At 28.2% G+C, this 24,047-nt stretch carries 22 protein-coding genes and 1 riboswitch; of the genes, 16 read left to right on the top strand and 6 right to left on the bottom strand.

From position 1 onward, the window contains the following. Positions 1-33 precede the first annotated feature (33 nt). Positions 34-549, top strand: coding sequence for an AAA family ATPase (locus J1C67_RS08640; protein WP_167865850.1), 516 nt, complete (start codon positions 34-36; stop codon positions 547-549). Positions 550-816: 267 nt separating this feature from the next. After that, entirely contained in the window at positions 817-2,877 is a 2,061-nt protein-coding gene (locus tag J1C67_RS08645) for a methyl-accepting chemotaxis protein (RefSeq protein WP_167865849.1), read from the top strand. A 92-nt stretch (positions 2,878-2,969) separates the two neighbouring features. On the opposite strand, the gene J1C67_RS08650 is transcribed toward J1C67_RS08645, so the two are convergent. From J1C67_RS08650 to J1C67_RS08665, 4 genes are all read right to left on the bottom strand, one after another. Further along, complete coding sequence (locus J1C67_RS08650) at positions 2,970-3,767, bottom strand: TPM domain-containing protein (protein WP_089966874.1); 798 nt, start codon at positions 3,765-3,767, stop codon at positions 2,970-2,972. A 2-nt stretch (positions 3,768-3,769) separates the two neighbouring features. After that, on the bottom strand, positions 3,770-4,339 hold the full coding sequence (locus J1C67_RS08655; RefSeq protein WP_089966872.1) for a LemA family protein: 570 nt from the start codon (positions 4,337-4,339) through the stop codon (positions 3,770-3,772). A gap of 134 nt (positions 4,340-4,473) precedes the next feature. Then, the gene (locus J1C67_RS08660) at positions 4,474-4,818 is read right to left on the bottom strand and encodes a hypothetical protein (RefSeq protein WP_089966870.1); all 345 of its coding nucleotides are present in this window, start codon (positions 4,816-4,818) and stop codon (positions 4,474-4,476) included. Between the two features lie 2 nt (positions 4,819-4,820). Continuing rightward, on the bottom strand, positions 4,821-6,062 hold the full coding sequence (locus J1C67_RS08665; RefSeq protein ID WP_089966869.1) for a DUF1576 domain-containing protein: 1,242 nt from the start codon (positions 6,060-6,062) through the stop codon (positions 4,821-4,823). Positions 6,063-6,390: 328 nt separating this feature from the next. Between J1C67_RS08665 and J1C67_RS08670 the strand changes: the two genes are divergently transcribed. From J1C67_RS08670 to J1C67_RS08710, 9 genes are all read left to right on the top strand, one after another. Then, entirely contained in the window at positions 6,391-7,065 is a 675-nt protein-coding gene (locus tag J1C67_RS08670) for a beta/alpha barrel domain-containing protein (protein ID WP_089966867.1), read from the top strand. A 230-nt stretch (positions 7,066-7,295) separates the two neighbouring features. Further along, positions 7,296-9,134, top strand: a complete 1,839-nt coding sequence (gene asnB / locus J1C67_RS08675) for an asparagine synthase (glutamine-hydrolyzing) (protein ID WP_167865848.1) — start codon at positions 7,296-7,298, stop codon at positions 9,132-9,134. Positions 9,135-9,343: 209 nt separating this feature from the next. Next, positions 9,344-9,757: a hypothetical protein gene (locus J1C67_RS08680; RefSeq protein WP_089966862.1), complete on the top strand. Its 414-nt coding sequence runs from the start codon at positions 9,344-9,346 to the stop codon at positions 9,755-9,757. Between the two features lie 99 nt (positions 9,758-9,856). After that, a riboswitch (Lysine riboswitch) is annotated at positions 9,857-10,023 on the top strand. 236 nt (positions 10,024-10,259) lie between these two features. Further along, a complete protein-coding gene (lysA, locus tag J1C67_RS08685; protein WP_167865847.1) occupies positions 10,260-11,552 on the top strand; it encodes a diaminopimelate decarboxylase in 1,293 nt (430 codons plus the stop codon). A gap of 271 nt (positions 11,553-11,823) precedes the next feature. Then, positions 11,824-12,045 carry a DUF3006 domain-containing protein gene (locus J1C67_RS08690; RefSeq protein WP_089966858.1) on the top strand — a complete coding sequence of 74 codons (222 nt, stop codon included), beginning with the start codon at positions 11,824-11,826 and terminating at the stop codon, positions 12,043-12,045. Beyond that, complete coding sequence (gene lepB / locus J1C67_RS08695; RefSeq protein ID WP_242873942.1) at positions 12,033-12,680, top strand: signal peptidase I; 648 nt, start codon at positions 12,033-12,035, stop codon at positions 12,678-12,680. The genes J1C67_RS08690 and lepB (J1C67_RS08695) overlap by 13 nt, the downstream gene beginning before the upstream one ends. Further along, entirely contained in the window at positions 12,681-13,244 is a 564-nt protein-coding gene (gene lepB, locus J1C67_RS08700; RefSeq protein WP_089966854.1) for a signal peptidase I, read from the top strand. 16 nt (positions 13,245-13,260) lie between these two features. Continuing rightward, entirely contained in the window at positions 13,261-15,237 is a 1,977-nt protein-coding gene (gene ftsH, locus J1C67_RS08705) for an ATP-dependent zinc metalloprotease FtsH (RefSeq protein WP_435575590.1), read from the top strand. Positions 15,238-15,325: 88 nt separating this feature from the next. Then, the gene (locus J1C67_RS08710) at positions 15,326-17,428 is read left to right on the top strand and encodes a HelD family protein (protein ID WP_167865846.1); all 2,103 of its coding nucleotides are present in this window, start codon (positions 15,326-15,328) and stop codon (positions 17,426-17,428) included. Positions 17,429-17,586: 158 nt separating this feature from the next. Here the strand turns inward: J1C67_RS08710 and J1C67_RS08715 are convergent, their stop codons facing one another. Then, positions 17,587-18,669, bottom strand: a complete 1,083-nt coding sequence (locus J1C67_RS08715) for a PRK06851 family protein (protein ID WP_167865845.1) — start codon at positions 18,667-18,669, stop codon at positions 17,587-17,589. 400 nt (positions 18,670-19,069) lie between these two features. On the opposite strand from J1C67_RS08715, the gene J1C67_RS08720 reads away from it, so the two are divergent. The 3 genes from J1C67_RS08720 to J1C67_RS08730 are packed head-to-tail and all read left to right on the top strand — an operon-like array spanning position 19,070 to position 21,342. Next, positions 19,070-19,912 carry a transporter substrate-binding domain-containing protein gene (locus J1C67_RS08720; protein WP_089966848.1) on the top strand — a complete coding sequence of 281 codons (843 nt, stop codon included), beginning with the start codon at positions 19,070-19,072 and terminating at the stop codon, positions 19,910-19,912. A gap of 40 nt (positions 19,913-19,952) precedes the next feature. Then, positions 19,953-20,633, top strand: a complete 681-nt coding sequence (locus J1C67_RS08725; RefSeq protein ID WP_089966845.1) for an amino acid ABC transporter permease — start codon at positions 19,953-19,955, stop codon at positions 20,631-20,633. Beyond that, positions 20,620-21,342, top strand: a complete 723-nt coding sequence (locus J1C67_RS08730) for an amino acid ABC transporter ATP-binding protein (protein ID WP_089966843.1) — start codon at positions 20,620-20,622, stop codon at positions 21,340-21,342. The genes J1C67_RS08725 and J1C67_RS08730 overlap by 14 nt, the downstream gene beginning before the upstream one ends. A 320-nt stretch (positions 21,343-21,662) precedes the next feature. Here J1C67_RS08730 and J1C67_RS08735 read toward each other — a convergent pair whose 3' ends face one another. After that, positions 21,663-22,334 carry a ferric reductase-like transmembrane domain-containing protein gene (locus J1C67_RS08735; RefSeq protein ID WP_167865844.1) on the bottom strand — a complete coding sequence of 224 codons (672 nt, stop codon included), beginning with the start codon at positions 22,332-22,334 and terminating at the stop codon, positions 21,663-21,665. Between the two features lie 216 nt (positions 22,335-22,550). Here J1C67_RS08735 and J1C67_RS08740 point away from each other — a divergent pair, with 216 nt between their 5' ends. Together J1C67_RS08740 and J1C67_RS08745 are read left to right on the top strand one after the other, a co-directional pair. After that, entirely contained in the window at positions 22,551-23,198 is a 648-nt protein-coding gene (locus J1C67_RS08740) for a pentapeptide repeat-containing protein (RefSeq protein ID WP_089966840.1), read from the top strand. 372 nt (positions 23,199-23,570) lie between these two features. Further along, entirely contained in the window at positions 23,571-23,810 is a 240-nt protein-coding gene (locus J1C67_RS08745; RefSeq protein WP_089966838.1) for a hypothetical protein, read from the top strand. Positions 23,811-24,047: the final 237 nt, after the last annotated feature.

A 24,047-nucleotide genomic window follows, 5' to 3' on the forward strand; every position in this document is an offset into this window, starting at 1 on the left:
ATAAATGACATGGGAAGAACAGGGGGGATGTTTATGCGGAAAAAGTTAATAATAATAAATGGGGTTATGGGAGTTGGAAAAACTACAATAAGCAGAGCTTTATATAAAGAACTAGAACAATCTTTCTGGTTAGATGGCGATAATTGTTGGATGATGAATCCTTTTGTTATCAATAACGAGAATAAAAATATGGTTATAGATAATATATCATATATAATAAATAGTTTTTTAGACAATTCTAGTACAAGATATGTTGTATTTAATTGGGTTATACATACAGATGAAATAATGAAAGATGTATTAGATAAAATTAATAATAATATTGATCTATATAAGATAACATTAATATGTTCAGAGGAAGAACATATAAAAAGAATAGATAAGGATATTAAATTAGGCTTAAGAGATACACAAAATATACAAAGAAGTCTAGAAAAATTAGATTTGTATAAAAATATGAATACCATAAAAGTTAATACATCTAATAAATCTATAAAAAATATTGTAAAGGAAATTAAAGATATAGTAATAGGAAAAAACATGTTGTAAAAATAAAGATTTACCAATGAAAAGAAATAAAATATTTCAAAGAGAATGAATTAAGGTTGAAGCATAGAGATATTATTAGCACTATGCTTTTTTGAATATTTATCAAATTTTATATTAAAGCAGTAATTTATAATAAAAATTTTAATGAGTAACGAACTTTATTGCTAAAATACAAATAAAAGTCCTTGTTTTTTATGAATATACTTAAGAAATAGCTAATATAGACGATAATTAATAGATATAAGAATAACAGGAGGTAAAAAACATATGAAAAAAATTGCGAATAAAATAGTATTAGCAATAGTTACATGTTGCTTAATTACATCAGTTATCATAACGGGTATAGTTAGTATAAAAACTAAAAAAACGGTTAGAAATATAGCAGAGGATAATTTAATAGAAATTTCTAAAAATAATGCTAATTCAATTAATACAACATTAAACAAAACAGTTGCTTATGTGGATAGTATAAATTATTTGTTAAATGGTACACTTGATTTATCTAAAATAAAAGCAGACGATAAATATATTAAAGAGTATACAGAGTTCATAAATCCTGTTTTAAAGAAAATGGGAGATGAATTTCCAGAAGCTTTAGGGGTAGCATTTATAGCAAACCCAGAGTTAACAAATGAAGCATATCAAGTAATATATGAAAGAAAAGCTTTAGGGGAAAAATTAGAAAGAGTAACTAAGTTTACTAAGGCTAATTTTAAGGAAGATAAAGAAGATATGAAGTGGTATTACAACCCAATTAAAGCTGGAGTTGGGGTTTGGAGTGATCCTCATGCTGATGGGTTTTCTTCAAGTATGAGAATGTCATATACAACACCATTATATATTAATGAGAAATTAGTCGGAGTAATAGCAATGGATTTATTTTTCGACGAATACAAAAACATGATAAATTCTGTTAATGTATATAATAATGGGTATGCTTTTTTACTTAATAAAGATATGAATTATATAGTTCATAATAAGTATATAAATAATGAGAATATTAAAGATACAATAGGAGAAGGAATAAATTTATCAGAAAAAGATTCAGGAGTAGAATTGTGCAAGGAAGACGGGAAAAAGACAGTGCTAGGATATTCAAAATTGGTTAATGGAAATATAATGGTCATAAGTGCAGAAGAAAATGATATTTTTAGTGATATAAATAAAATGATAATAACTATTATTGTTATAACAATAATAACATGTTTATTAATTTCAGGAGCAGCATTTTATATAGGAAGTAAGATAAGTGAACCAATAGTATATGTAAGCAAAATTGTTGATAATATTGGACAGTTAGATTTAACAGAAAATGAACAACACAATAGAATAGATGAGCTAAAAGATGAAACTGGTTTAATAGGACGAGCAATACTAAATTTAAGAAAAGTAATAAGAGATGTTATTTTAGGAATAATAGAATTTTCTAATAAAACTTTTACAAAAGCTAATGATTTAAATTCAATAATGGATGATTTACAATCCTCAGTGCAGGAAATAAATCAAACTATTTTAGAACTAGCGAATGGAGCTCAAATCCAAGCGTCAGAAGCCCAGATAGGTTTTGAAAAATTAGAATTATTATCAAATAATGTTAAAAATACAGTTGTTATAACAGAAGATATTAATATTAAATTTATAGAAGTAAAAGAAAAGAATAAAAATGGTATGGAATCCATTAAGGAACTTGTTAATAGATTAGAAGAGACCACTGTAGTTGGGAATAAAACCAATGAAAGCGTTAATGAGCTAGAAGCTAAATCAAAATTTATAGGCGAGATAGTAATAAAGATAAATACTATTTCAGAACAAACTAATTTATTATCTCTTAATGCGGCTATAGAGGCGGCAAGAGCAGGTGATGCAGGAAGAGGTTTTGGAGTTGTGGCAGATGAAATAAGAAAGCTATCTGAACAAACCTCACAATTTACAAAGGAAATAGAAACTATAATACAACAAATATGTGGAGAAATAACAAATACTCAAAATAGTATTAAAGATTCAAACAAAACAATAAGTTATGCAAATAATTCAGTAATAAAATCAAATGTTATTTTTAATGATATACAAGTCTCCTTTGAAGAAGTAACAAATAAGATATCTGAGTTAAAAGTAAATATTGATGAAATGGATGGATCTAAAGATGATGCATTAGCATCAATCGAGGGAATAACAGCTATCTGTGAAGAATCAGCTGCTGCAATAGAAGAAGTATCAGCTACGATTCATTTGCAATCAGAAACAGTAACTAATGTAAAAGATATGGCTTCTGAATTAAAAGAAGTAGTTAATGAACTAGAAGAAATAATGAAAAAATTCAAATTATAGATAAGGACGAACTATTTTCTTATGAATAATAAAAAAAGTGTAAGTAGATTTTATAAAAAAATTTACTTGCACTTTTTTATTTTATAAAAAAATTACCAGCCACCAGAGGAACCGCCACCACCAGAAGAACCCCCGCCAAAACCACCGAAGCCTCCGCCACCACCAGAAGAACCACCACCAGGACCATTTCTTCTGCCTAAACTACTTAAAAACATAAGTTGAATTAATGTAGAAGAAACTCTTCCTCTATTTAATATCATATCTAGTAAAAATAATATTGCCAGTATTCCGGCTCCAATGCCAAGACCTATGTTGGAGGTTGAATTAGCAATAGGCTCATTAGGTAGTGTTATATTTAAGGATTTATCTAAAGTAACTCCGTATTCTGTAGCTATGTAATCAGAAAATACGCTATATGATTTAAGTAATCCTTCAGCATAGTTACCGTTTATAAAGCTTGGTTTTGCAATAGAATCCATAACTCTGTTGCTTAATGCATCGGGAATAGCACCTTCAAGACCACGACCAACTTCTACTCTCCAGGCCTTGTCATTTATGGCTAAAAGAATTAATAAACCGTTATCTTTGTTCTTTTGACCAAGCCCCCAGTTCCTAAATAGGTTAAGCGCATAGTCTTCAATTGGAATTCCGTTAGTGGAATCTATTATAACTATAGTAGCTTGTGCACCAGTTTTATCTTCTAGTTCTTTTCCTATAGATATAATATTTTTGGCATCTGAATCATTTATTACACCAACATAATCATTTGAATATTTATAGTTTGTTGGGCTAGGGAATTCACTTGCAGCAGTTACAGGAAAAGAAAAAATTAAGAACACTAAAAAGAGAGAAGATAGAAATATTTTTGAAAATTTATTTTTAGTAATCATTTTTAACTACTAAAATCAACAATCGGAACTTCATTTGCGCCCTCACTTGCTTTGTAAAGTGGTCTTTCTTGAAAACCAAATAATGAGGCTGTTATATTAGTAGGAAATCTTCTTCTCTTTGTATTATATTGAGTTACTGCAGTATTGTAATCTTGCCTTGATACAGCAATTCTATTTTCAGTTCCTTCTAATTGAATTGATAAATCACTAAAGTTTTGATTTGATTTTAAATCTGGATAATTTTCAACAACTACAAGTAGTCGTGAAAGAGAATTAGAAAGTTCTCCATCAGCAGCAGCTCGCTCAGATACATTAGAAGCACCAGCTAGCTTACTTCTTGCATTAGCTATGTCTGTGAATATATCTTTTTCTTGAGTTGCATATCCTTTTACAGTATTAACTAAGCTTGGAATTAAATCCGATCTTCTTTGAAGTTGAGTATCAATGTTTGCTTCGCTAGTATTTACAGTTTGTTCTAGTGAAACTAATTTGTTATAGCCTCCAATTGCAGGCATAACTAAAATAACAAGTACTAAAATTAAGCCAATTAATATTTTAAAACCATTCTTCATCTAAAATCACATTCCTTTCTACATTTATTTTAGTATATGTAGATTTCAAATTATTATGAAATGATTTAAGGCACAATCAAATAAATAATAGACCAATATGCTAGCATATTGGTCTATTATTTATTTTCAAGTGCCTAATTTTCTTTTCTAAACATTTTTAGTGTTAAAATATCACCTATATATGAAATGTCAACTTTATCAATCATCATTCCAACTAGGGTTAGTTCGCAATCATATTCACTTTCTCCACTAAGGTGCCAATAATATTGTTCAACTTCATGTTGTCTTTTAGTATTTAATATCATATTTAAATTTTCAAGTTCACCTTTTGGTAAAGTTTCAACTATACCTGATATATAGAAATATGAATTATTTTCGTCAGTTCCCATATCTATATGTACATCATCAGTACCAAGTTTGTGAAAATAGGCTATAAGTTCACTTATTATTCTTATATTTTTTTCTAATTTAAATTTCATGTTTAAAGCTCCTTCTTAAATGTAGTTATTAACGGAATAAGGATCATAGCTACAAAACCAGCCGCTAAACCATTGTTATATAAATTAAGACCACCGTGAAGGTATCCAATATTAGTCACCATATTTAAATGTAGGAATCCTGCGAGTAGTCCAATTTTCCATCCAAATTTACCTGAAATAGGAGCAAGTGCTGTTGAAAACAGGATTGATAAAATTATATTTGGAGAGTTAAGTGGATCAGTACGTATAAAAGCTGCAAGGCAAGCTCCTATAATAACAGGACTTATATTCTTTAAATGTTTTCCAAAACATCCAAATCCCATAATAGTAAAAATAGCACATATAGTAGGTCCGTTTAAATCACCTTTGATAAATAGTACAAAGGTAGTAGATGCAAGACCAAGAATCCCCATGTTTATATAGGTAGATGGCCCAAATAAAAGATAAAAATCACTAACTAATCTACCAGATTGTTTACTAATTCCTTTAAGGTTAAGCTTATTATTTTCTCCGTAAATTAATCCAATAGCAATTAAGTAAATGCATATAATAAATAAAAATATTGTAAAAATACCATTAGAACCTGTGTACCAAATGAGTCTAGTATCGAAATCAATTCCAACGCCTCTTAAAATAGACATTAATAAAGTTGCAAGTAACCCACTAGCAAATCCTATATTATATAAATTATAACCATTATGAGCTTTAATACAATGGGCAGCTATAGGAGCTAAAATGAATCCTGTAAATATTCCTATGATATTTCCAATTATAAATCCACCGCCTGGAGTAAATAGTCCAGTAAAACTAAGCTGACTAACAGTTGGTGCAAGAGTGGTGGAAAGTAGTGCAACAAGTGTATAGTTTAAAAAAGGTTCTTTTTGATATCTTGAAAATAAATATACACCAAGCATAATTGGCCATATATTTAAAATGTTTTTTCCAAAGAAAGAAAATCCAGTCATTAGCCAAAGTGCCATTATAGTAGAACCGTTTGGCTTTATCCCTATGAAAACTAAGATAGCAATGGAAATAATACTTGTTAAGGCGGCATTTACAAAAGCTGCTCCAATTCCTCCTATTTCCATATAATCAGTAATTAAAATATCGGGGGTTAGAATTATTTTTTTTAATCCTAAAAGTATATTCATTGGAGAATCAACTATTAATGCAAAAACTATGAACATAATATACATTATTAAAAGAACAGTATAAGGTGGATATATTTGCCTTTTTATTGTCATAAAATTTATCTCCTTTATAAACTAAATTTAAATAAGATGCTATCAAAAAAATAATAAGTTCGAAATATTTCTAATATTTACTATTTTAACATGGATTTAAATAGTAAAAAATGTTTTTATTGAAAAGAATTACAAAATAAAATTTATTAGGGGTATATAAATATAAAAATAATGGAGTATAATTATATTTAAATAGAAAATGACTTAAGAGATAGGGTTAGTTATTTTTTTGAAGATCACTAACATAAATAAAAATAGGCAGGTTAAAAGATACTATAATATGGGTAGTATCTATTTTAGTGTGCCTTAGGTGGAGGATGGACATATAATGCAAGTTAAGAAGATAAAACATGTTCCGGAAATTAAAGGCGCATTAAGAAATCATGTAGTTGAAGTGCCCACGTGTATTAGGGAATGTAGTGGAATAAAAATATTTGGTAAAAGAATAAAATCCTTATTATTTACAACGGATGTTGCAATTATAAGAAATACAAATGCGGATGCAATTATAGCTGTATATCCATTTACACCGCAACCATTAATAACTCAAGCTTTAGTTATGGCAGCTGATGTACCGGTGTTCTGTGGAGTAGGAGGAGGAATTACTCAGGGAAAAAGAGTAGTTAACCTCGCATTAGATGCAGAATTTAAAGGGGCTATGGGCGTAGTTGTTAATGCACCAACCTCAAATGAAATAATAAGAAGAATTAGAGAAACAATAGATATACCTTTAATAGTTACAATAGTTTCACAATGTGAAGATATAAATGAAAGAATAGGAGCTGGAGCAACTATATTTAATGTATCAGGTGGAAAAAACACACCAGAAATAGTTAGGAAAATAAGAAAAGAGTATCCTGAATTTCCTATTATTGCAACAGGTGGACCAACTGAAGAATCTGTAATGGAAACTATAGAAGCCGGTGCAAATGCAATAACGTACACGCCACCAGCAGCAGGTGAGATTATGGGTGAACTTATGGACAAATATAGAGGAATTTAATATTTATTTTACAACGGCTTAGTAATGTTAAGAGTGATGAAACTGTGGAATTAAAACCGCAATTTTATCACTTTTTTATTAATTAATATATGTGTATCTACAATAATAAAAAAATTTAATATATACAAAGAATTATATGTAATCGTATAAGTTGATTTTTATATTAATTTAACGAACCAATAAATAAAAAATAACATATTAATATATATATATAGAAAGAAGGTATTGATATGTGTGGAATAACTGGTTTTGTTAATTTTAATAACAATATAGGAAAAGAAGAAAATATATTGAAAAATATGACTAATACATTAGCTTATAGAGGACCAAATGCAGAAGGGTATTTTGTGTCTAACAATGTTATGCTTGGACATAGGAGACTTGTAGTTGTTGACCCTGAAGGTGGAAAACAACCAATGAAAAAAACTGTAAATAATAAAGAATATATTATTGTATATAATGGGGAGCTATATAACACAGAAGATTTGCGCAAGGAGTTATTAGAAGATGGATTTAGGTTTGAATCATATTCAGATACAGAAGTTTTGTTAACATCATATATTAAATGGGGTTATGATTGTGTATCTAAACTTAATGGTATATTTGCTTTTGCAATATATGATAAAAAAGATAATAGGGTTTTCTTAGCTAGAGATGCAATGGGAGTTAAACCTTTATTTTATACAATTAAGAATGGCAACTTCATATTTGGATCAGAAATTAAAAGTTTATTAGCGCACCCAAAAGTAGATGCAGAAATTGATAAAGATGGATTAACAGAATTATTTGCTTTAGGACCAGCTGTATCTCCAGGAAGTGGACTTTATAAAAATATAAAAGAAGTTCCTCCAGCTCATTATGTAGTTATAACTAAAGAAAATATACTGGAAAAAGAGTATTGGAAACTGATTGCTAAAGATTTTACTGAAAGTGAAGATGATGCAGTAGAACATGTTAGAGAGTTATTAACGGATGCTATTAAAAGACAACTAGTAGGTGACGTGCCATTATGTACATTCTTATCGGGTGGGTTAGATTCATCAGCTATTTCTGCAATTGCAGCAGAGGAATATAAAAAGAAAAATAAACAGTTAACAACTTATTGTATTGATTATGAAGATAATGATAAATATTTTGAAAGCTCATTGTATGAACCAACATCGGATAAATATTGGGCTAGAAAAATGTCTAGATTTCTAAATACAGATCATAGAAATGTTGTTTTAAAGCAAAAAGATTTAGTAGATTATTTAAAAGAAGCAACAATAGGTAGAGATATGCCGGGTATGGCTGATGTAGATTCATCATTATACTTATTTTGTAAAGAGGTTAAGAAAGATTTTGTTGTGGCGCTATCTGGAGAATGTGCAGATGAATTATTTGGAGGATACCCATGGTTTACTAATAAAGAATTAATAAATGCTAAGACATTTCCTTGGTCAAGATTTATAAATAATAGAAAAGATATTTTAAATCCATCACTTAAAGGTTTGAAAATAGAAGACTTTGCAAACGAAAAATATAATCAAACATTAAAATCAGTGCCTCATTTAGATGGCGAAAGCAAAACTGAATATAGAATGAGAGAATTATTTGCATTAAATTTAAAATGGTTTATGGTTAATCTTTTAAATAGAAAAGATAGAATGAGTATGGCAAATAGCCTAGAGGTTAGAGTTCCTTTTGCAGATATTAGATTGGTAGAATATGCTTTTAATATTCCTACAGATATAAAATTGTTAAATGGTAGGGAGAAGGGGCTATTAAGAAAGTCATTAGAAGGACTTTTACCAGAGGAAATAATTTATAGAAAGAAAAGCCCATTCCCAAAAACTCATAACCCAATATATACAGATATGGTATGTGGAGTAATGAATGGTATTTTGAAAGATTCAAATTCACCTATTTTAAGTATTATAGATGAAAAGAAAGTTAAAGAAATAGTAGATTCAAGGGGGAAAGCATATAAAACACCTTGGTTTGGACAATTAATGACTGGGCCACAATTAATAGCATATTTAATTCAAATTAACACCTGGTTAGAAGAATATAAAGTTAAGCTGGTTTAAAAACAAGGCATCTTCAAAAAAATTAAAGCCTAACTAAAATAAATTTAGTTAGGCTTTAATCCTATTATTAATTAAGTTATCTTAAAAAACTATAAATAATGCAATTTAAAAAAATGATTAAAGAAGTGGTTACCTATCCTAATAACTATACATATTATATAAAATGAAAATAAATTTTTAAAAACACAAAAGAAGAGGGTGGTTAATAGGTGAAATGGATTAAGCATAGATTAGAATATTCTCTGAAAAAATGGCAATCTATCTATATAACCTATAAAATATTATTCATTATAGCTATGTTAAGTTTTGGTTTAATAATATTTTCTGTATTTAATCCAGATTTAAAAAATGTTGATAATTTAGTTGCAATTAGAACCATATTTTCTTCTATAATAGGTTTCTTATTAGAAAATTGTAGTCAAAATAAGACGAATTGTAACGAAAAAGTTATGTTTTTTAGAAATTTAGTGGTTGGGATAATATCAATTACTATAACTATAGTAATAATGGTAGGTTATATCTATATAGTTGATATAGATAATGCATCAATGTTATTATTAAAAAACATTTTATTTTCTTGTATAGGCTTTTTAATTAGTGCAAGTAAAAATTGTGGAAAGTAAAACAATAAATGGATGCTGTTTCTAAGATAAAGATTGATTTTTCTGAAAATTATGGTATCATAAATTGTAAAGTATCATATAATAAGATTAAAAGATAATTACCAAGGTAGAGGTGCCATATTTAAAGAGTACTTATTAAGAGCTAGCAAGCTAAGACTAATAAGGAAAGGTAAAATGGCCGAAGAAATAAGTGTTGCAAAAACTTGTTTTTGGGTGTACATATAATATGTGTATGACTGTCACGTAAGTGAAGCGCTAGCGAGGTTTGCTAGGTTTAAATATTTTAATTCAAAGATAAATTCTATTTTATTAATTTTTAGAAAAATAGAACAAATTAAAATTTTAAGCAAAATGCATATAAGCCTTAAATAGTATCTACCACCATGGAATTATTCCATGGTGTTTTATTTTACAAAAAAATAAAGAATAAAAAATAAGGACTTAAGGCATCTTAAAAAATAACGACTTAAGATGATTAAAGTAAAAATTAGGAGGAAAAATCATGAAATTATTTGGGGCAATGGAATGTAAAGAAAATGATTTATACATAGGAGGTGTTAAAGCAGAGAGTTTAGCTAAGGAATTTGGAACACCTCTTTATGTTATGGATGAGCAATTGTTAATAGATACATGCAAAGGATACTACAGAAACTTTAAATGTGAAGAAGGAAATAGAGTAGCATTTGCAGGGAAAGCATTCCTTACAGTAGAAATGTGTAAGCTAATAAATAAAGAAGGGCTATATTTAGATATTGTTTCAGGTGGAGAATTATATACGGCTTATAAAGCTGGATTTCCACTAGAAAAGACTTATTTCCATGGTAACAACAAAACTTTGTCAGAAATGACTTTAGGAGTAGAACTTGGGGTTGGAAGATTTATTGTTGATAATTTATATGAAATGGAAGAGTTAAATAAAATAGCAAAATTAAATAATAAAATTCAAAAAATATATTTAAGATTAACACCGGGAATAGAAGCTCATACTCATGATTACATTAAAACAGGTCAAATAGATTCTAAATTTGGATTTGCGCCAGTTGGAGATACAATAATGAATGCGGTAAAGCATGCTTTATCTTTAGAAAATATAGAACTTGCAGGAGTTCACTGTCATATAGGGTCACAAATATTTGATTTAGAACCATTTGCAGATGCAGCAGAAGTAATGCTTGGATTTATAGATAATATAAGGAAAGAAACAGGTCATTTAATAACAGAATTAGATTTAGGTGGCGGGTTTGCAATTCATTATACTGATGAAGATGAGCCAAGAAGCACTGAAGAATATTGCCAAGTGATTATAAATAAAGTTAATGAAGTATGTGAAAAATTATCACTTGAAAAACCAATATTAACAATAGAGCCAGGTAGATCAATAGTTGGAAATGCAGGTATGACATTATATACAATTGGAGCTATTAAAGAAATAGAAGGTGTTAGAACTTATGTTGCAGTAGATGGTGGAATGACAGATAATATTAGACCAGCACTTTATAGTGCAAAATATGAAGCTTGTATTGCAAATAAAATGAATATGACATTAGATAAGAAGGTAACTATAGCAGGAAAATGTTGTGAATCAGGAGATATATTAATAAAAGATATAGAACTTCCAAAGGCTCAAGGTGGAGATATATTAGCAATAATGACAACAGGGGCATATGGATTCTCAATGTCAAATAATTACAATAAAAACTTAAGACCAGCAGTGGTATTTGTTAAGGGAAATAGAGCAAGAGTAATATGTAAAAGACAAACTTATGAAGAGTTAATAGAGAATGAGCTAGTTTAAGGCATTTCCCAAAAAAGACTAATTTAAATAGTATATTATTTTCTATCAGCTACCTATATAGAAATGAAAACCTCTTCTCATGTTAATATACTTTGAAAAGTAAAATTAGCATGAGATTTTTTTATTCAATAAATTTTTTTAATATTAGCTAATACTAGTATTAAAAATTTAAAAAAATGTGATATACTATAGTATAAAGAAATAAACGGGATATATATAAATTTAAAGATATATAAAAGCGAGGTGGAAGCAACAAAAGTTGCTATTATTTATGTGTGAATATTTTATTGTAGATAGAATACATGAGGAAAACATAACTATAGAATCACCGGGAGGAGAAATGAGTATAATAACTAAAAATGAGGCCTTAGAATTTGTTAAAGAGGGCGATGTTTTAGTTGGAAAAGATAACATATATGTTATTGATATTAAAGAGACAAAAAATAGAAAAATTAAAGTAAAGAAATTTATGAAAGGTATGTGGCAGGAATAATGATTGGTGAAGAAAAATCTAAAGCTAAAAGCGAAATATATATATCTAATTCTGTTGATGTAAAAATAGAAGAAGATAATATAGATGATAATGAATTAGAAAAAAGATCTGAAAGGTTAGCTGAAAATAAGAAAAGTGGTTTCTTCTATGAATGGGGACTTCCTATAATAGTAGCTGTAGTACTTGCAATATTAATAAATAAATTTGTAATATTTAAAGTTAAAATACCCTCAGAGTCTATGGTTCCAACTTTAAATGTAGAAGATAGATTATTTGTAACAAGAGTGTATAATGAAGATAAATTCAAAAGAGGAGATATATTAGTATTTGACTCAAATGAACTTGGAGAAAAATTAATTAAAAGACTTATGGGACTTCCAGGAGATAAAATAGTTATTAAAAATGGAGAAGTATCTATTAATGGAGAAAAATTAATAGAAGATTATATAGGAAATGCAGATAGATTCAATGGAGAATATGAAGTGCCTGAAGGAAAATATTTTTTCCTTGGAGATAATAGATTATGGTCAAAAGACTCAAGATATTGGATTAATCCATATATAGATGCAAAAGATATAGAAGGAAAAGCTCAATTTAAGGTATATCCATTTAGTGATATTGGAAAAATAAAATAGATGCTTGAAAAGTTTCAGCAAATACTAGGCTATGATAATAAAAAATTAAATAATAAACTAAAGAAAAATACTATAATACTATTTATAAAAATAATATTAATAGCCGTAGTATTTACATTACTAATAAATAAATTTTTTATTTTCAAAGCAAATGTTCCTACAGCCTCAATGGCACCAAATATAAATATAAATGATAAACTTTTAGTAACTAGAGTGTATAATTTAGACACCTTACAATTTGGAGATATAGTAGTATTTTACTCAAAAGAATTTAATGAATATATGGTAAAGAGATTAATAGGATTACCGGGAGATTTTATATCAATGGATGAAGGCAGTTTATATGTAAATGGAGAATATAAAAGAGAATCATATATTCAGAATGTAGATGATTATACAGGCAAATTTAAGGTGCCAGATGAGGAATATTTTTTTTTAGGAGACAATAGGCTTATATCATTAGATTCTAGATTATGGGACAAAACCTGTGTAAATGGACAGGATATTATAGGGATAGTAAGATTTAGAATATATCCATTTAAGAATATAGGAAGTATAAAGTAAAAAGGGAGAACTTAAGATGGAAAATAAAAATAAAAAAAATATGAATAATAATCCAGAAGAAAGTAAAGATAAAAAAATAAAATCTATATTATTATACACAGTTATGACTTTTTTAATTGTATATGCATTTAACACAGTTAAAACTTCTATGGGATTAGAAGAAATAACATATAATAAATTTATAGAAATGGTAGAAAATAAAGAAATTGAAAAAGTGTTAATAACAGATTCAGAAATAAAAATAACACCAATATTAAAAGATGAAAAAGATAAGAAAGTATTATTTACAGGGAATATGAGAGATCAAAATTTAACATCTCAATTAACAGAAGCTGGTGTAGATTTTAATAAATCTATCGTGGAGCAAAATTACATAATAGAATTTATAATGGGATGGATAATTCCTGCATTATTAATGTTTGTAGCATTTAAATTCATATTTGGAAGAATGGGTAAGAAAATGGGCGGTGGCTTAGGTGGCGGCATGATGGGAATGGGAAAAAGTAATGCTAAGTTATATGTTGAAACTGATATAGCAATTACTTTTGATGATGTTGCAGGTCAAGATGAAGCTAAAGAATCTTTAAGAGAAATAATAGATTTTTTAAATCATAAAGAAAAATACACAGCTATAGGAGCTAAATTGCCTAAAGGTGCATTATTAGTTGGACCTCCAGGAACTGGTAAAACTCTGATTGCAAGAGCAGTTGCTGGTGAAGCTAAGGTTCCTTTTTATTCAATGTCAGGATCTAACTTTATAGAAATGTTTGCAGGTATGGGAGCTTCAAAAGTAAGAGATTTATTTAAAGAAGCAGAGAAAAATTCACCTTGTATAATATTTATAGATGAAATAGATTCAATAGGTAAAAGCAGAGATGCTCAAATGCAAAGTAATGATGAAAGAGAACAAACTCTAAATCAACTATTAACACAAATGGATGGATTCGATTCATCAAAAGCAGTTGTTGTTTTAGCAGCAACAAATAGACCAGAAATATTAGATAAAGCACTTTTAAGACCAGGTAGATTTGATAGAAGAGTAATTGTGGATAAACCTGATTTAAAAGGAAGAATAGATATACTTAAGGTTCACAGTAAGGGAGTTAAGTTATCTGAAAAAGTTAATTTAGAGCAAATAGCAAAGGGAACTCCAGGAGCTGTAGGAGCAGACCTTGCAAATATGATTAATGAGGCAGCACTAAGAGCTGTAAAACATGAAAGAAAAGAAATTATGCAGGAAGATTTGCAAGAGGCGGTTGAAGTTATAATAGCAGGTAAAGAAAAGAAGGATAGAATACTTTCACCACTAGAGCGAAGAATTGTTGCTTTCCATGAAGTAGGGCATGCGTTAGTAGCAGCTTTAATTGAAGGTACAGATCCAGTTCATAAAATAACAATTGTTCCAAGAACAATGGGAGCTTTAGGGTATACAATGCAATTACCTGAAGAGGAAAAATACCTTGTGTCTAAAGATGAGTTATTAAGCCAAATAATGGTTATGTTAGGTGGAAGAGCTGCAGAAGAAGAAGTATTTAACTTAGTTTCAACAGGCGCTTCTAATGATATAGAAAGAGCAACTCAAACAGCTAGAAGTATGGTAACTATTTATGGAATGTCAGATAGATTTGATATGATGGCTTTAGAATCAGTAACAAGCAGGTATTTAGATGGTAGAGCTGTTAGAAACTGTAGTGAAGAAACATCAGCAATTATAGATGAAGAAATACTAAGGATAATTAAAGAAGCACATAACAAAGCTAAGGATTTATTAAAAGAGAATAGAGATTTATTAGATGAGGTATCAGAATATCTTCTAGAGAAAGAAACAATATATGGAGATGATCTTAGAAGCTTTATATATAAAAAGTATCCTCATTTAAAGAAAGAAAAAAAAGTAGATGAATTAGCTATTGATAGTGATGTGCAATTAGAATTAAGTTTAGACGATAATAAAGGACAAATAATAGACATTACAACAGATGAGAAAATGTAAGACATTGTAAAAGAATAATAGGCATCGTAAAATAAATAACTAGTTATTTATTTAAAGATGCCTTAAAAGAAGTTGGAGGGGATTTAATTTGGATAAAATAGAGTTAATAGGTGAACAACAGAACTTAGATAGAACATTAGAAGTTTTAAACCTTGAGATATTAAATTATATAAAGAAAAGAAAGGGTATAGCCCAATATATACTTGATTATAGAAAGAAATTTATTGAAGATCATAAAGATGATGAAGATAATATAATGGAATATTTTGATCATGAGAAATATGTAAAAGAACAAGCTTATAGCACAATAGATAGAAAACTTTCTGAGTTTACAAAACTAAAAGAATCACCATACTTTGGTAAAGTTACTTTTACTGATGAAGAAGATAAAGAAGAAATATATATAGGTAGATATGGGTTAACTCCAGAGGAAAGTTATAAAGAGTCAGTGGTAGATTGGAGAGCTCCAGTAGCTTCATTATTTTATAAGGGAATGATAGGAGAAACTTCATATAAAGCACCAAATGGAGAAGTTCCAGTAGAAATAACAGCAAGAAGACAACTTATGGTTAAAAAAGGTCTATTAGAAGGTTATTTTGATTCGGATGTAGATGTTAAGGATGAAATTCTTCAAATGATACTTTCATCAAATGCTGGAGAAAAGTTGAAAGATATTGTAATTAGTATACAACAAGAGCAAGATGAAATAATAAGAGAAGAAAGAACTAAGGTTGTTGTTGTTAATGGAGTTGCAGGTTCAGGTAAAACTACAATTGCACTTCATAGAGTAGCATATCTTTTATATAATTTTAGAGAACAATTAACTAATAAAGTTTTGATTTTTGGACCAAATGATATATTTATAGATTATATTTCAGATGTACTACCTACCCTTGGAGAAAGTGGAATAAGCCAAGAAACATTTGTAGGATTTGCTTATGATGAAATTGGGTTAGATGAACCTATAATTGATTCTCCTACATATTTAGAAGATGTATTAAAGGGGAATGAAGAGGTAATAAATAAAATAAAATATAAATCATCAAAAGAATTTATAACATTCTTAGATGAAAAAGTAGCTCAATATGAAGATAAATATTTCACTATTACTCCTGTTAATTTTATGGGAGAGGAAATAGTTACAGTAGAAGAAATAGAAGTGTTATTTAACAAGCATTATAAATATATGCCTTTATTTAGAAGAAGCCAAAAGGTTAAATTAATTATAATTTCTAAACTTAAAGATAAGAGAGATGAAAAAGTAAGGACTTTAAATGCAGAATTTAAAGAAAAGCTAGCTAGTTTAACACCAGAGGAACTTTTAATTGAAGAAAATAATATGGATTTTGAAAGAAAAAATAAAATAAGAGATATAGTTAAAGAAGTAGTTAAATCTAAAGAAGAGTTAGAGCAATGGATAAGTAATGAAAGCATAGTTGATATGTATAAAGAGTTTATGGATGTTAAAACACTAACTTATTTAGATTTGCCAGCTATATTATATTTAATGATTAAATTAGATGGTAAAAAAGTAAAACAAGATATAAGACATATAGTAATAGATGAGGCTCAAGATTATAGCTTCCTTCAATTCTTAGTTTTAAAAGAATTAACTGGATGCAAGAGCTATACCATTGTAGGAGATTCAAATCAAAGATTAATAAAAATTGAAGAAATCCCTCCAATGCTTAAGCTTAAAGAATTATTTGGTGGATTTGTTAAAGATTTTAGTTTAAATAAGAGTTATAGATCAACTTATCAAATAATGGAATATGCAAGTAAGCTTCTAGATGAAAAAGCAGTTGTTCCTTTTGTTAGAAAAGGAGAATTTGATGTTTTAGAAACAGAAGTTCCAGAAACTGATAAGGAAGGTTTAATAGATGTATTATTAAATCTATTAGAAGAATACCAAGATGAAAAATATGAAAATATAGCTATAATAACTAAAGGTAAAGAACAGCTACAAAAAATAGCGCCAGAATTAAAAAAACATACAAAGATAGTAGCCTTTGATAGAGAAGACATGATATATAAAGGTGGGAAAGTATTAGTACCATCATATTATGCAAAGGGACTAGAATTTGATGGAGTTATAATAGTAGATTTTGATGATAATACAGATGATTTAGTTAAATATATTATGGCAACAAGAGCATTACACAGATTATCAATAGTAAAAGTAACTAGATAGATATAATATTTATAAAGAGAGTTGTGAAATATTTAAATTCCTAAAATATCATAAAATACAAGAATACTGATTAACTATTTATTTAAATATTCCTAAGAAAAATGAGATATAAGTGAAAACTTATATCTCATTTTTTATAGAAACAATTAATTTTAATATTATTCGAATTTCTCGAACTTCTTTACTACTTTATCAAAAATATCATTTGCTACATCAAAATTCATAGCAGAGATATAGAAGGTTTCTAACTCATCATGAATAGTGTGAGCATCTGTAATTAAAGACAAACCTTTTTCTATTAAGTCATAGAATATTTTGCTACAGTATGCAACTTCTTCTTTATTTGCAGCTATAACATCAGCTTTACAAAAATCTTCAATATTATAAACTTTACCTGTGAATGATGTTTGACTAATTTCATTAGTAGTTAAAACGCAGGTTGATAATTCAGGAATAAGTAAGTGCTCAATTCTTTCAGGAATAAGAGGATCATGCATATACTCTACAAAATAACCTTTCCTTTGTGCTGTGCTTCCTATTTTTTTTAATATTTCAGTTTTTCCAAAACCAGGACCACCATTTAATATAAATTTATTTTCAAAACCGAATACTAAATCTTCAGCGAAGGTAACTATTCCGTTTGGAGTAAAAGCAGTTGCAAATAAGTGTCTATCAGCTCCGTAGCCAGATTTTTGTGTGTGGAATATCTCTTCTTTTAATGATTCTGTAACTGTTGAAATCTTATCAGTACTTATGGATTCAGCATTTAAAGAACTCCAATCATCATGAATATCTTTCGCTGCGGCAAAGTAGCGATATGCTCTTTCAAAAGTCTTACTAATCTTCTTTTGAACTTCCATAATTTCTTTTTTATTTAAGAAAAGGGCATCCATATCAAGAGCTTCACCCATATTTAGAACTTCATCAACAGCACCAGGGTGAATAGGATCAACCATGTGAGGGGCAGTTCCGTCAAGAATTGCAAGTTTTAGTTCTTTAATAACAACAGCATCTAGTGAGTTATTATCAGAAGAACAATGATGATATTCTATAGTGTATCCCTTAGCGGCAAAATGAGCTCCGATTTTTTTCATGAAATAAGATTTACCGCTACCTGGAGAACCTTTCATACATAAAATTCTATTTCCATCTTCTTGTGAAAGTATATATTTATAAAATGAGTAAAATCCTTTAGAAGTATTACCTCCTGGAAATAGATGCCTTTCTTTTAAATATGCCAATTATACCACTCCTAATTATATTATTTGTTTTAATTATATTATTAAATCTTTATAGTTTATGGATAGATATAACATTATGAGCCTGTCCAATGTAAGGTAAATTAAATTCTATTTTTTTAAAGATATTTAACATATGAATTATTCAAATGAATATTAGGTATACTATATTCGTTAGAACACTATTATAAATAAAAAATATGCAGTTAATAATAAATATGCAATTTAATGAATAATATATAGTTAATATGCATAAAAAATAGAATTACAACTAAATAACTGTATAAAACATCGTAAATATGAAAAATATTAAAAAAATTCAAAAAAGACTTGCATAAATATGATGTTATAACGTATAATTATGCTAATAAATAAGCGGATAATAAAAAGGGGGATTTTAATAATGAAAAATTTTAATGTTATACCAAAGGCGGGCAAAGCCAAAAAAATATTTGCAGCGGCAATAGTAGGAGTAATGGCACTGGGGTTAATTGGATGTGGTAGCACTAAGGAAAATGACATGTTAGATGTTATTAAAAAAAATGGTAAGTTAGTAGTTGGATTAAGTGCTGATTATAAACCTTATGAATTCCATGCAATGATAGATGGTAAAGATCAGGTTGTAGGTTTTGATATTGATCTTGCTAAAGCGATAGCTAAAGATCTTGGAGTAGAACTAGAAATTAAGGAAATGGAGTTTGATTCATTAATAACAGCACTTCCAGCAGATAAAATAGATTTAATAATTTCAGGGATGAATCCTGATGAGAAAAGAAAGAAAGCAGTAGATTTCTCAGATATATATTATGTTTCACAACATGGGATTTTAGTTAGAGCAGAAGATAAAGATAAATATAAAACAGTTGCAGATTTAGCTGGTAAAAAGGTTGGGGCACAACTGGGATCAACACAAGAAGCCTTAGCAAAGGAAAAAATTGAAAATGCAGATATGCACTTGTTAGCTAATGTTAATGATTTAATATTAGAACTAAAAGCTGGTAAGGTAGAAGCTTTAATAATAGAAGCGCCAGTTGCTGAAATGGCAATTAAATCTAATCCAGAGCTTGCTCTTGCAGAACAAAGATTTACAGATGAAACAGGCGGAAATGCAGTAGGAATTAAGAAAAATTCACCTAAATTAGTAGCAGAAATAAATAAAACTATAAAAACACTAATGGATGATGGATCAATGAGCAAGTTTATAACAGATGCAATTAAGTTAACAGATAAAGAAGTTAAGGAATAAAAGTGATTTATTCACTTTTTAACACCAAGGGGGAGTAGGCATGAAATTAGATTTTAGTTTTTTATCAGAGTATTTATCATATTTTGTTGATGGAGCAAAAATGACATTACTTATATCTTTAATAACTGTAATAGTTGGATCCCTTTTAGGGTCTCTTTTATTCTTTATGAAGAGTTCAAATATACAAATAGGAAAAATTAAACCTTTAAAAATTATAGCTTCTATTTATATAGAAATAATTAGAGGAACACCAATGTTACTACAAATTATGATAGTTTATGCTGGATCTGATATAGTATTTGGATTAGATTTATCGCCATTAACATCAGCAATAGTAGCAATATCTTTAAATTCAGCAGCATATGTTTCAGAAATAGTAAGAGCTGGAATAGAAGCGGTTGATAATGGGCAAATGGAAGCAGCTAGAAGTCTTGGAATGAAGAAAACACAAGCTATGATACTAGTTGTTATACCTCAAGCTATAAGAAATATATTACCTGCAATAGGTAATGAGTTTGTTACAATTATTAAAGAATCATCAATGGCATCAGTTATTGGAGTTGGAGAGCTTATGTTTGCAGCTAAAGTTGTTACAGGAGCAACATATATACCATTAACACCACTAATTGCCTCAGCCATGTTCTATTTTGTTATGACATTCTCACTTGGAAGACTTATGAGTTATATTGAAAGGAGGCTTAAAGCTGGTGATATACGTTAAGGATTTACACAAAAGTTTTGGAAAAAACGAAGTTTTAAAAGGTATAGATGAGCATATTAAAAAAGGTGAAGTTGTAGTTGTAATTGGACCTTCCGGATCTGGAAAAAGTACTTTCTTAAGATGTTTAAACAGACTAGAAGAGCCGACCTCTGGAGAAATAATTTTTGAAGGAATAAATATAACAGATAAGAAAAGTGATATAAATAAAATTAGAGAAAAAATGGGTATGGTGTTTCAACAATTTAACCTATTCCCACATAGAAGTGTACTACAAAACCTAACAATGTCACCTTTAAATGTTAAGAAAATTCCTAAAGAACAAGCTGTCAAAAAGGCTATGGAGCTTCTTAAGAGAGTTGGATTAACAGAAAAAGCAGAAGCATTTCCAGCATCCTTATCAGGTGGTCAAAAGCAAAGAATTGCAATTGCAAGAGCACTAGCTATGGAACCGGATGTTATGCTTTTTGATGAACCAACTTCAGCCTTAGATCCAGAAATGGTAGGGGAAGTTTTAAATGTTATGAAGACACTAGCAAAAGAAGGAATGACAATGGTTGTTGTAACACATGAAATGGGATTTGCAAAAGAAGTTGGAGATAGAATTCTATTTATGGATGGCGGAGTAATTGTGGAACAAGGAAAACCAGAAGAGATATTCACAAACCCAAAGAATCCAAGAACAATAGATTTCTTATCTAAAGTTTTATAAATAGACAGAGTACTATAAATAATAGGAACTATATTTAGTGTATAACTAGGTGCTACAAGATGATTTATAAAATCATCTTGTAGCACCTAGTTTTTTCAAGTTGTTAAGAAATCATTTTAGATATCAAAAGAAGAATTTGATATGATTATTTTAAGTATGGTTGAGATTGCACATAGATTATTACTTGTTTATACATCTATCCTTTTAACTTTTTTATAACACTTATTTTTTTGAAAGTGACTTAGTTAATTTATTAGTATGACTTAATTGTATGTTGTTTTATATATGTTAATGGAAATAGTAATATGTAATAGTATAAGTTAAGCTTGTCTAGTATTTTTATATTTTATTAATCTTAATATTGCATATAAGGTAAATATTGTAGTGTAAGTGATTAACTTTATCCAATCTATATTTTTTTTGCTTAACAATATAAGTAAAATATGAACATATGTTATAAAGTAAAAAAGGTAAGATGTTCTTTGCAATTTCTTCCATTGATGCCAGTCCATTTTACTCTTAACTTTTTTTAATGAAGTGATAAATAATGGTATCATTATAATAAATCCTATAATTCCAACAATCACGTATGCAACATAAATTGCAGATAATTTTTGATCAATTATTTTCATTATAAAACGAACTAGGTATATGACTCCATGGGGCAATAGAAGGATAGCTGCTATAATAGCTAACTCGCCTCTAATAATTAATAGTTTTTTTGTTATTTTCCACCTCGATTGTAAAGCGCCTGCAAACATAACTAAAACAAAAATTGATATTGAAAAAATACCTTTTATAGATGCTTTTTCAATATAAGAAATAGATCCATAAAGCTCCATATTAGAAGTTATTTTTAAAATCTCATAAATTGTTGTACTAATAGCTATAAATGCGGATAATGAGTAATAAAACCAATAATGCTTTTTAATACTTGTTGTAAAAAGCAATGATGAAATTGTTGCTAAAATTAATGAATAAATCAAAATCATGGTAGTGCTCCTTTTTAAATATTATTGATAATCAATATCAAGTAGATTATAGGTGAATGTTTTAATGAAGTCAATAGGTATTTTTTTGAAAATCCCTAAAGGTTTATAATTTATAAATTAGACTTTACACTTAAGTTATTTATTGATAATAAAAGATTAACTAAAGATGTCTTGATTCAATTATGTTATAATTTTATTAGTAAAGGATGTGGGTAAATGAGTAAATTAGTTAAGATACAAAAACCTAAGTTTATAGATGATTTGGAAGATATAAACAATATGTATGAAGAGATAATTATAGCTGATAAAATTCAAAATAAGCTTATAGAAAATATAACAATTGAGGATAAAAAAGATGTAGGGATAACTATAGATTCATGTATTTTTAGGAATGTAATATTCAATAAGTGCTCTTTTAAAAATGTAGATTTATTAGATGCTAAGTTTGAAAATTGTGATTTATCTAATAGTAATTTTAGTGGAGGGAGTATACATAGAGTTGAGTTTATTAATTGTAAGCTACTTGGAGCAACTTTTGATGAAAGTAATTTAAAGGATGTTTTATTTCAAAAGGTATTAGGAAAGTATTCGAATTTTTCTTTTGCTAAGTTTAAATCAGTAAATATTATTGAATGTAACTTTCAAGAGGGAATATTTCAGCAAGTTAAGAATGAAAAGATAGTTTTGAAAGATACTGATTTAACTAACTCATACTTTAATAAAACTTCTTTAGATAAAATAGATCTTACAACTTGTGAAATAAGTGGAATTGATTTAGAAATAGATGATATAGGGGGAGCAATAGTAACAGCTATACAAGCTTTGGATTTAACAAGGATGATGAGGCTAGTGATAACGTGTTAAATATGACATGTTAGATGAAATAGTAAATATGTTAGAAGACGCTGATTATTATTTTACAGAGTTGAATTAATTAAGAATTCATTAATTAGTTTAATGAGCGTTATGGTATAATTAGAACATAAGAAAAAATGGACTGAATATTTTAAAAAAATGTTTATATGAGAAAAATACAAAGGGTTATATCTGACGAAAAGGAAAAAAATATGATAAGAGTTGTAGCAGGGATTAAAAAAAAGATAAAATCCATCTATGACTATTTCATAATTAAGTATTTACTTACGCGTTAATCAGCAGATGTTATATCAAACTATAACAGGAAGTACCAGTTTATAATAGGTGCATTAATAAATAATTATATAGGAGATGATTTTAGTGTGGTTTAGAGTACAAGGTCAAGAAGTTTTAATAGAATCAAAATTTATTTTCATAAATAAGGCAAAGGCAAAGGTTAAGAAGGCAAAGGTTACTATTAATTGTAGCATAACTAGTAATAATCCATTGATAAATGCAACTTTTTTAGGTATGTATGAAAGTGTTGAAGAAGCTCAAAGGATATTTGAGGACATACAAGCAAATATAGTTCAAGGTAATAAATTATATATAATGCCATAAAGCATTAAAATCGATAAAAAATAGCAAGACAATATGTTAGTACATTTGACTTGTTATTTTTTTATGCGCTACTATATTAATTAGTTTTTTAAAAATACCAAAACGCATGAAAGCCTGAGAGTTGAGTAATTGAGTTTTTAGGCATTTGGATTGTTGCATTATAGACATTTAGAAAATCGCCAATTCCCATAGTGAGGCTAAAAGTGGCAAAACTAATTGCTATTTTTGAAATTACAG

The organism is Clostridium gasigenes (assembly GCF_017348895.1).
GTDB classification, from domain to species: Bacteria; Bacillota; Clostridia; order Clostridiales; family Clostridiaceae; genus Clostridium; species Clostridium gasigenes.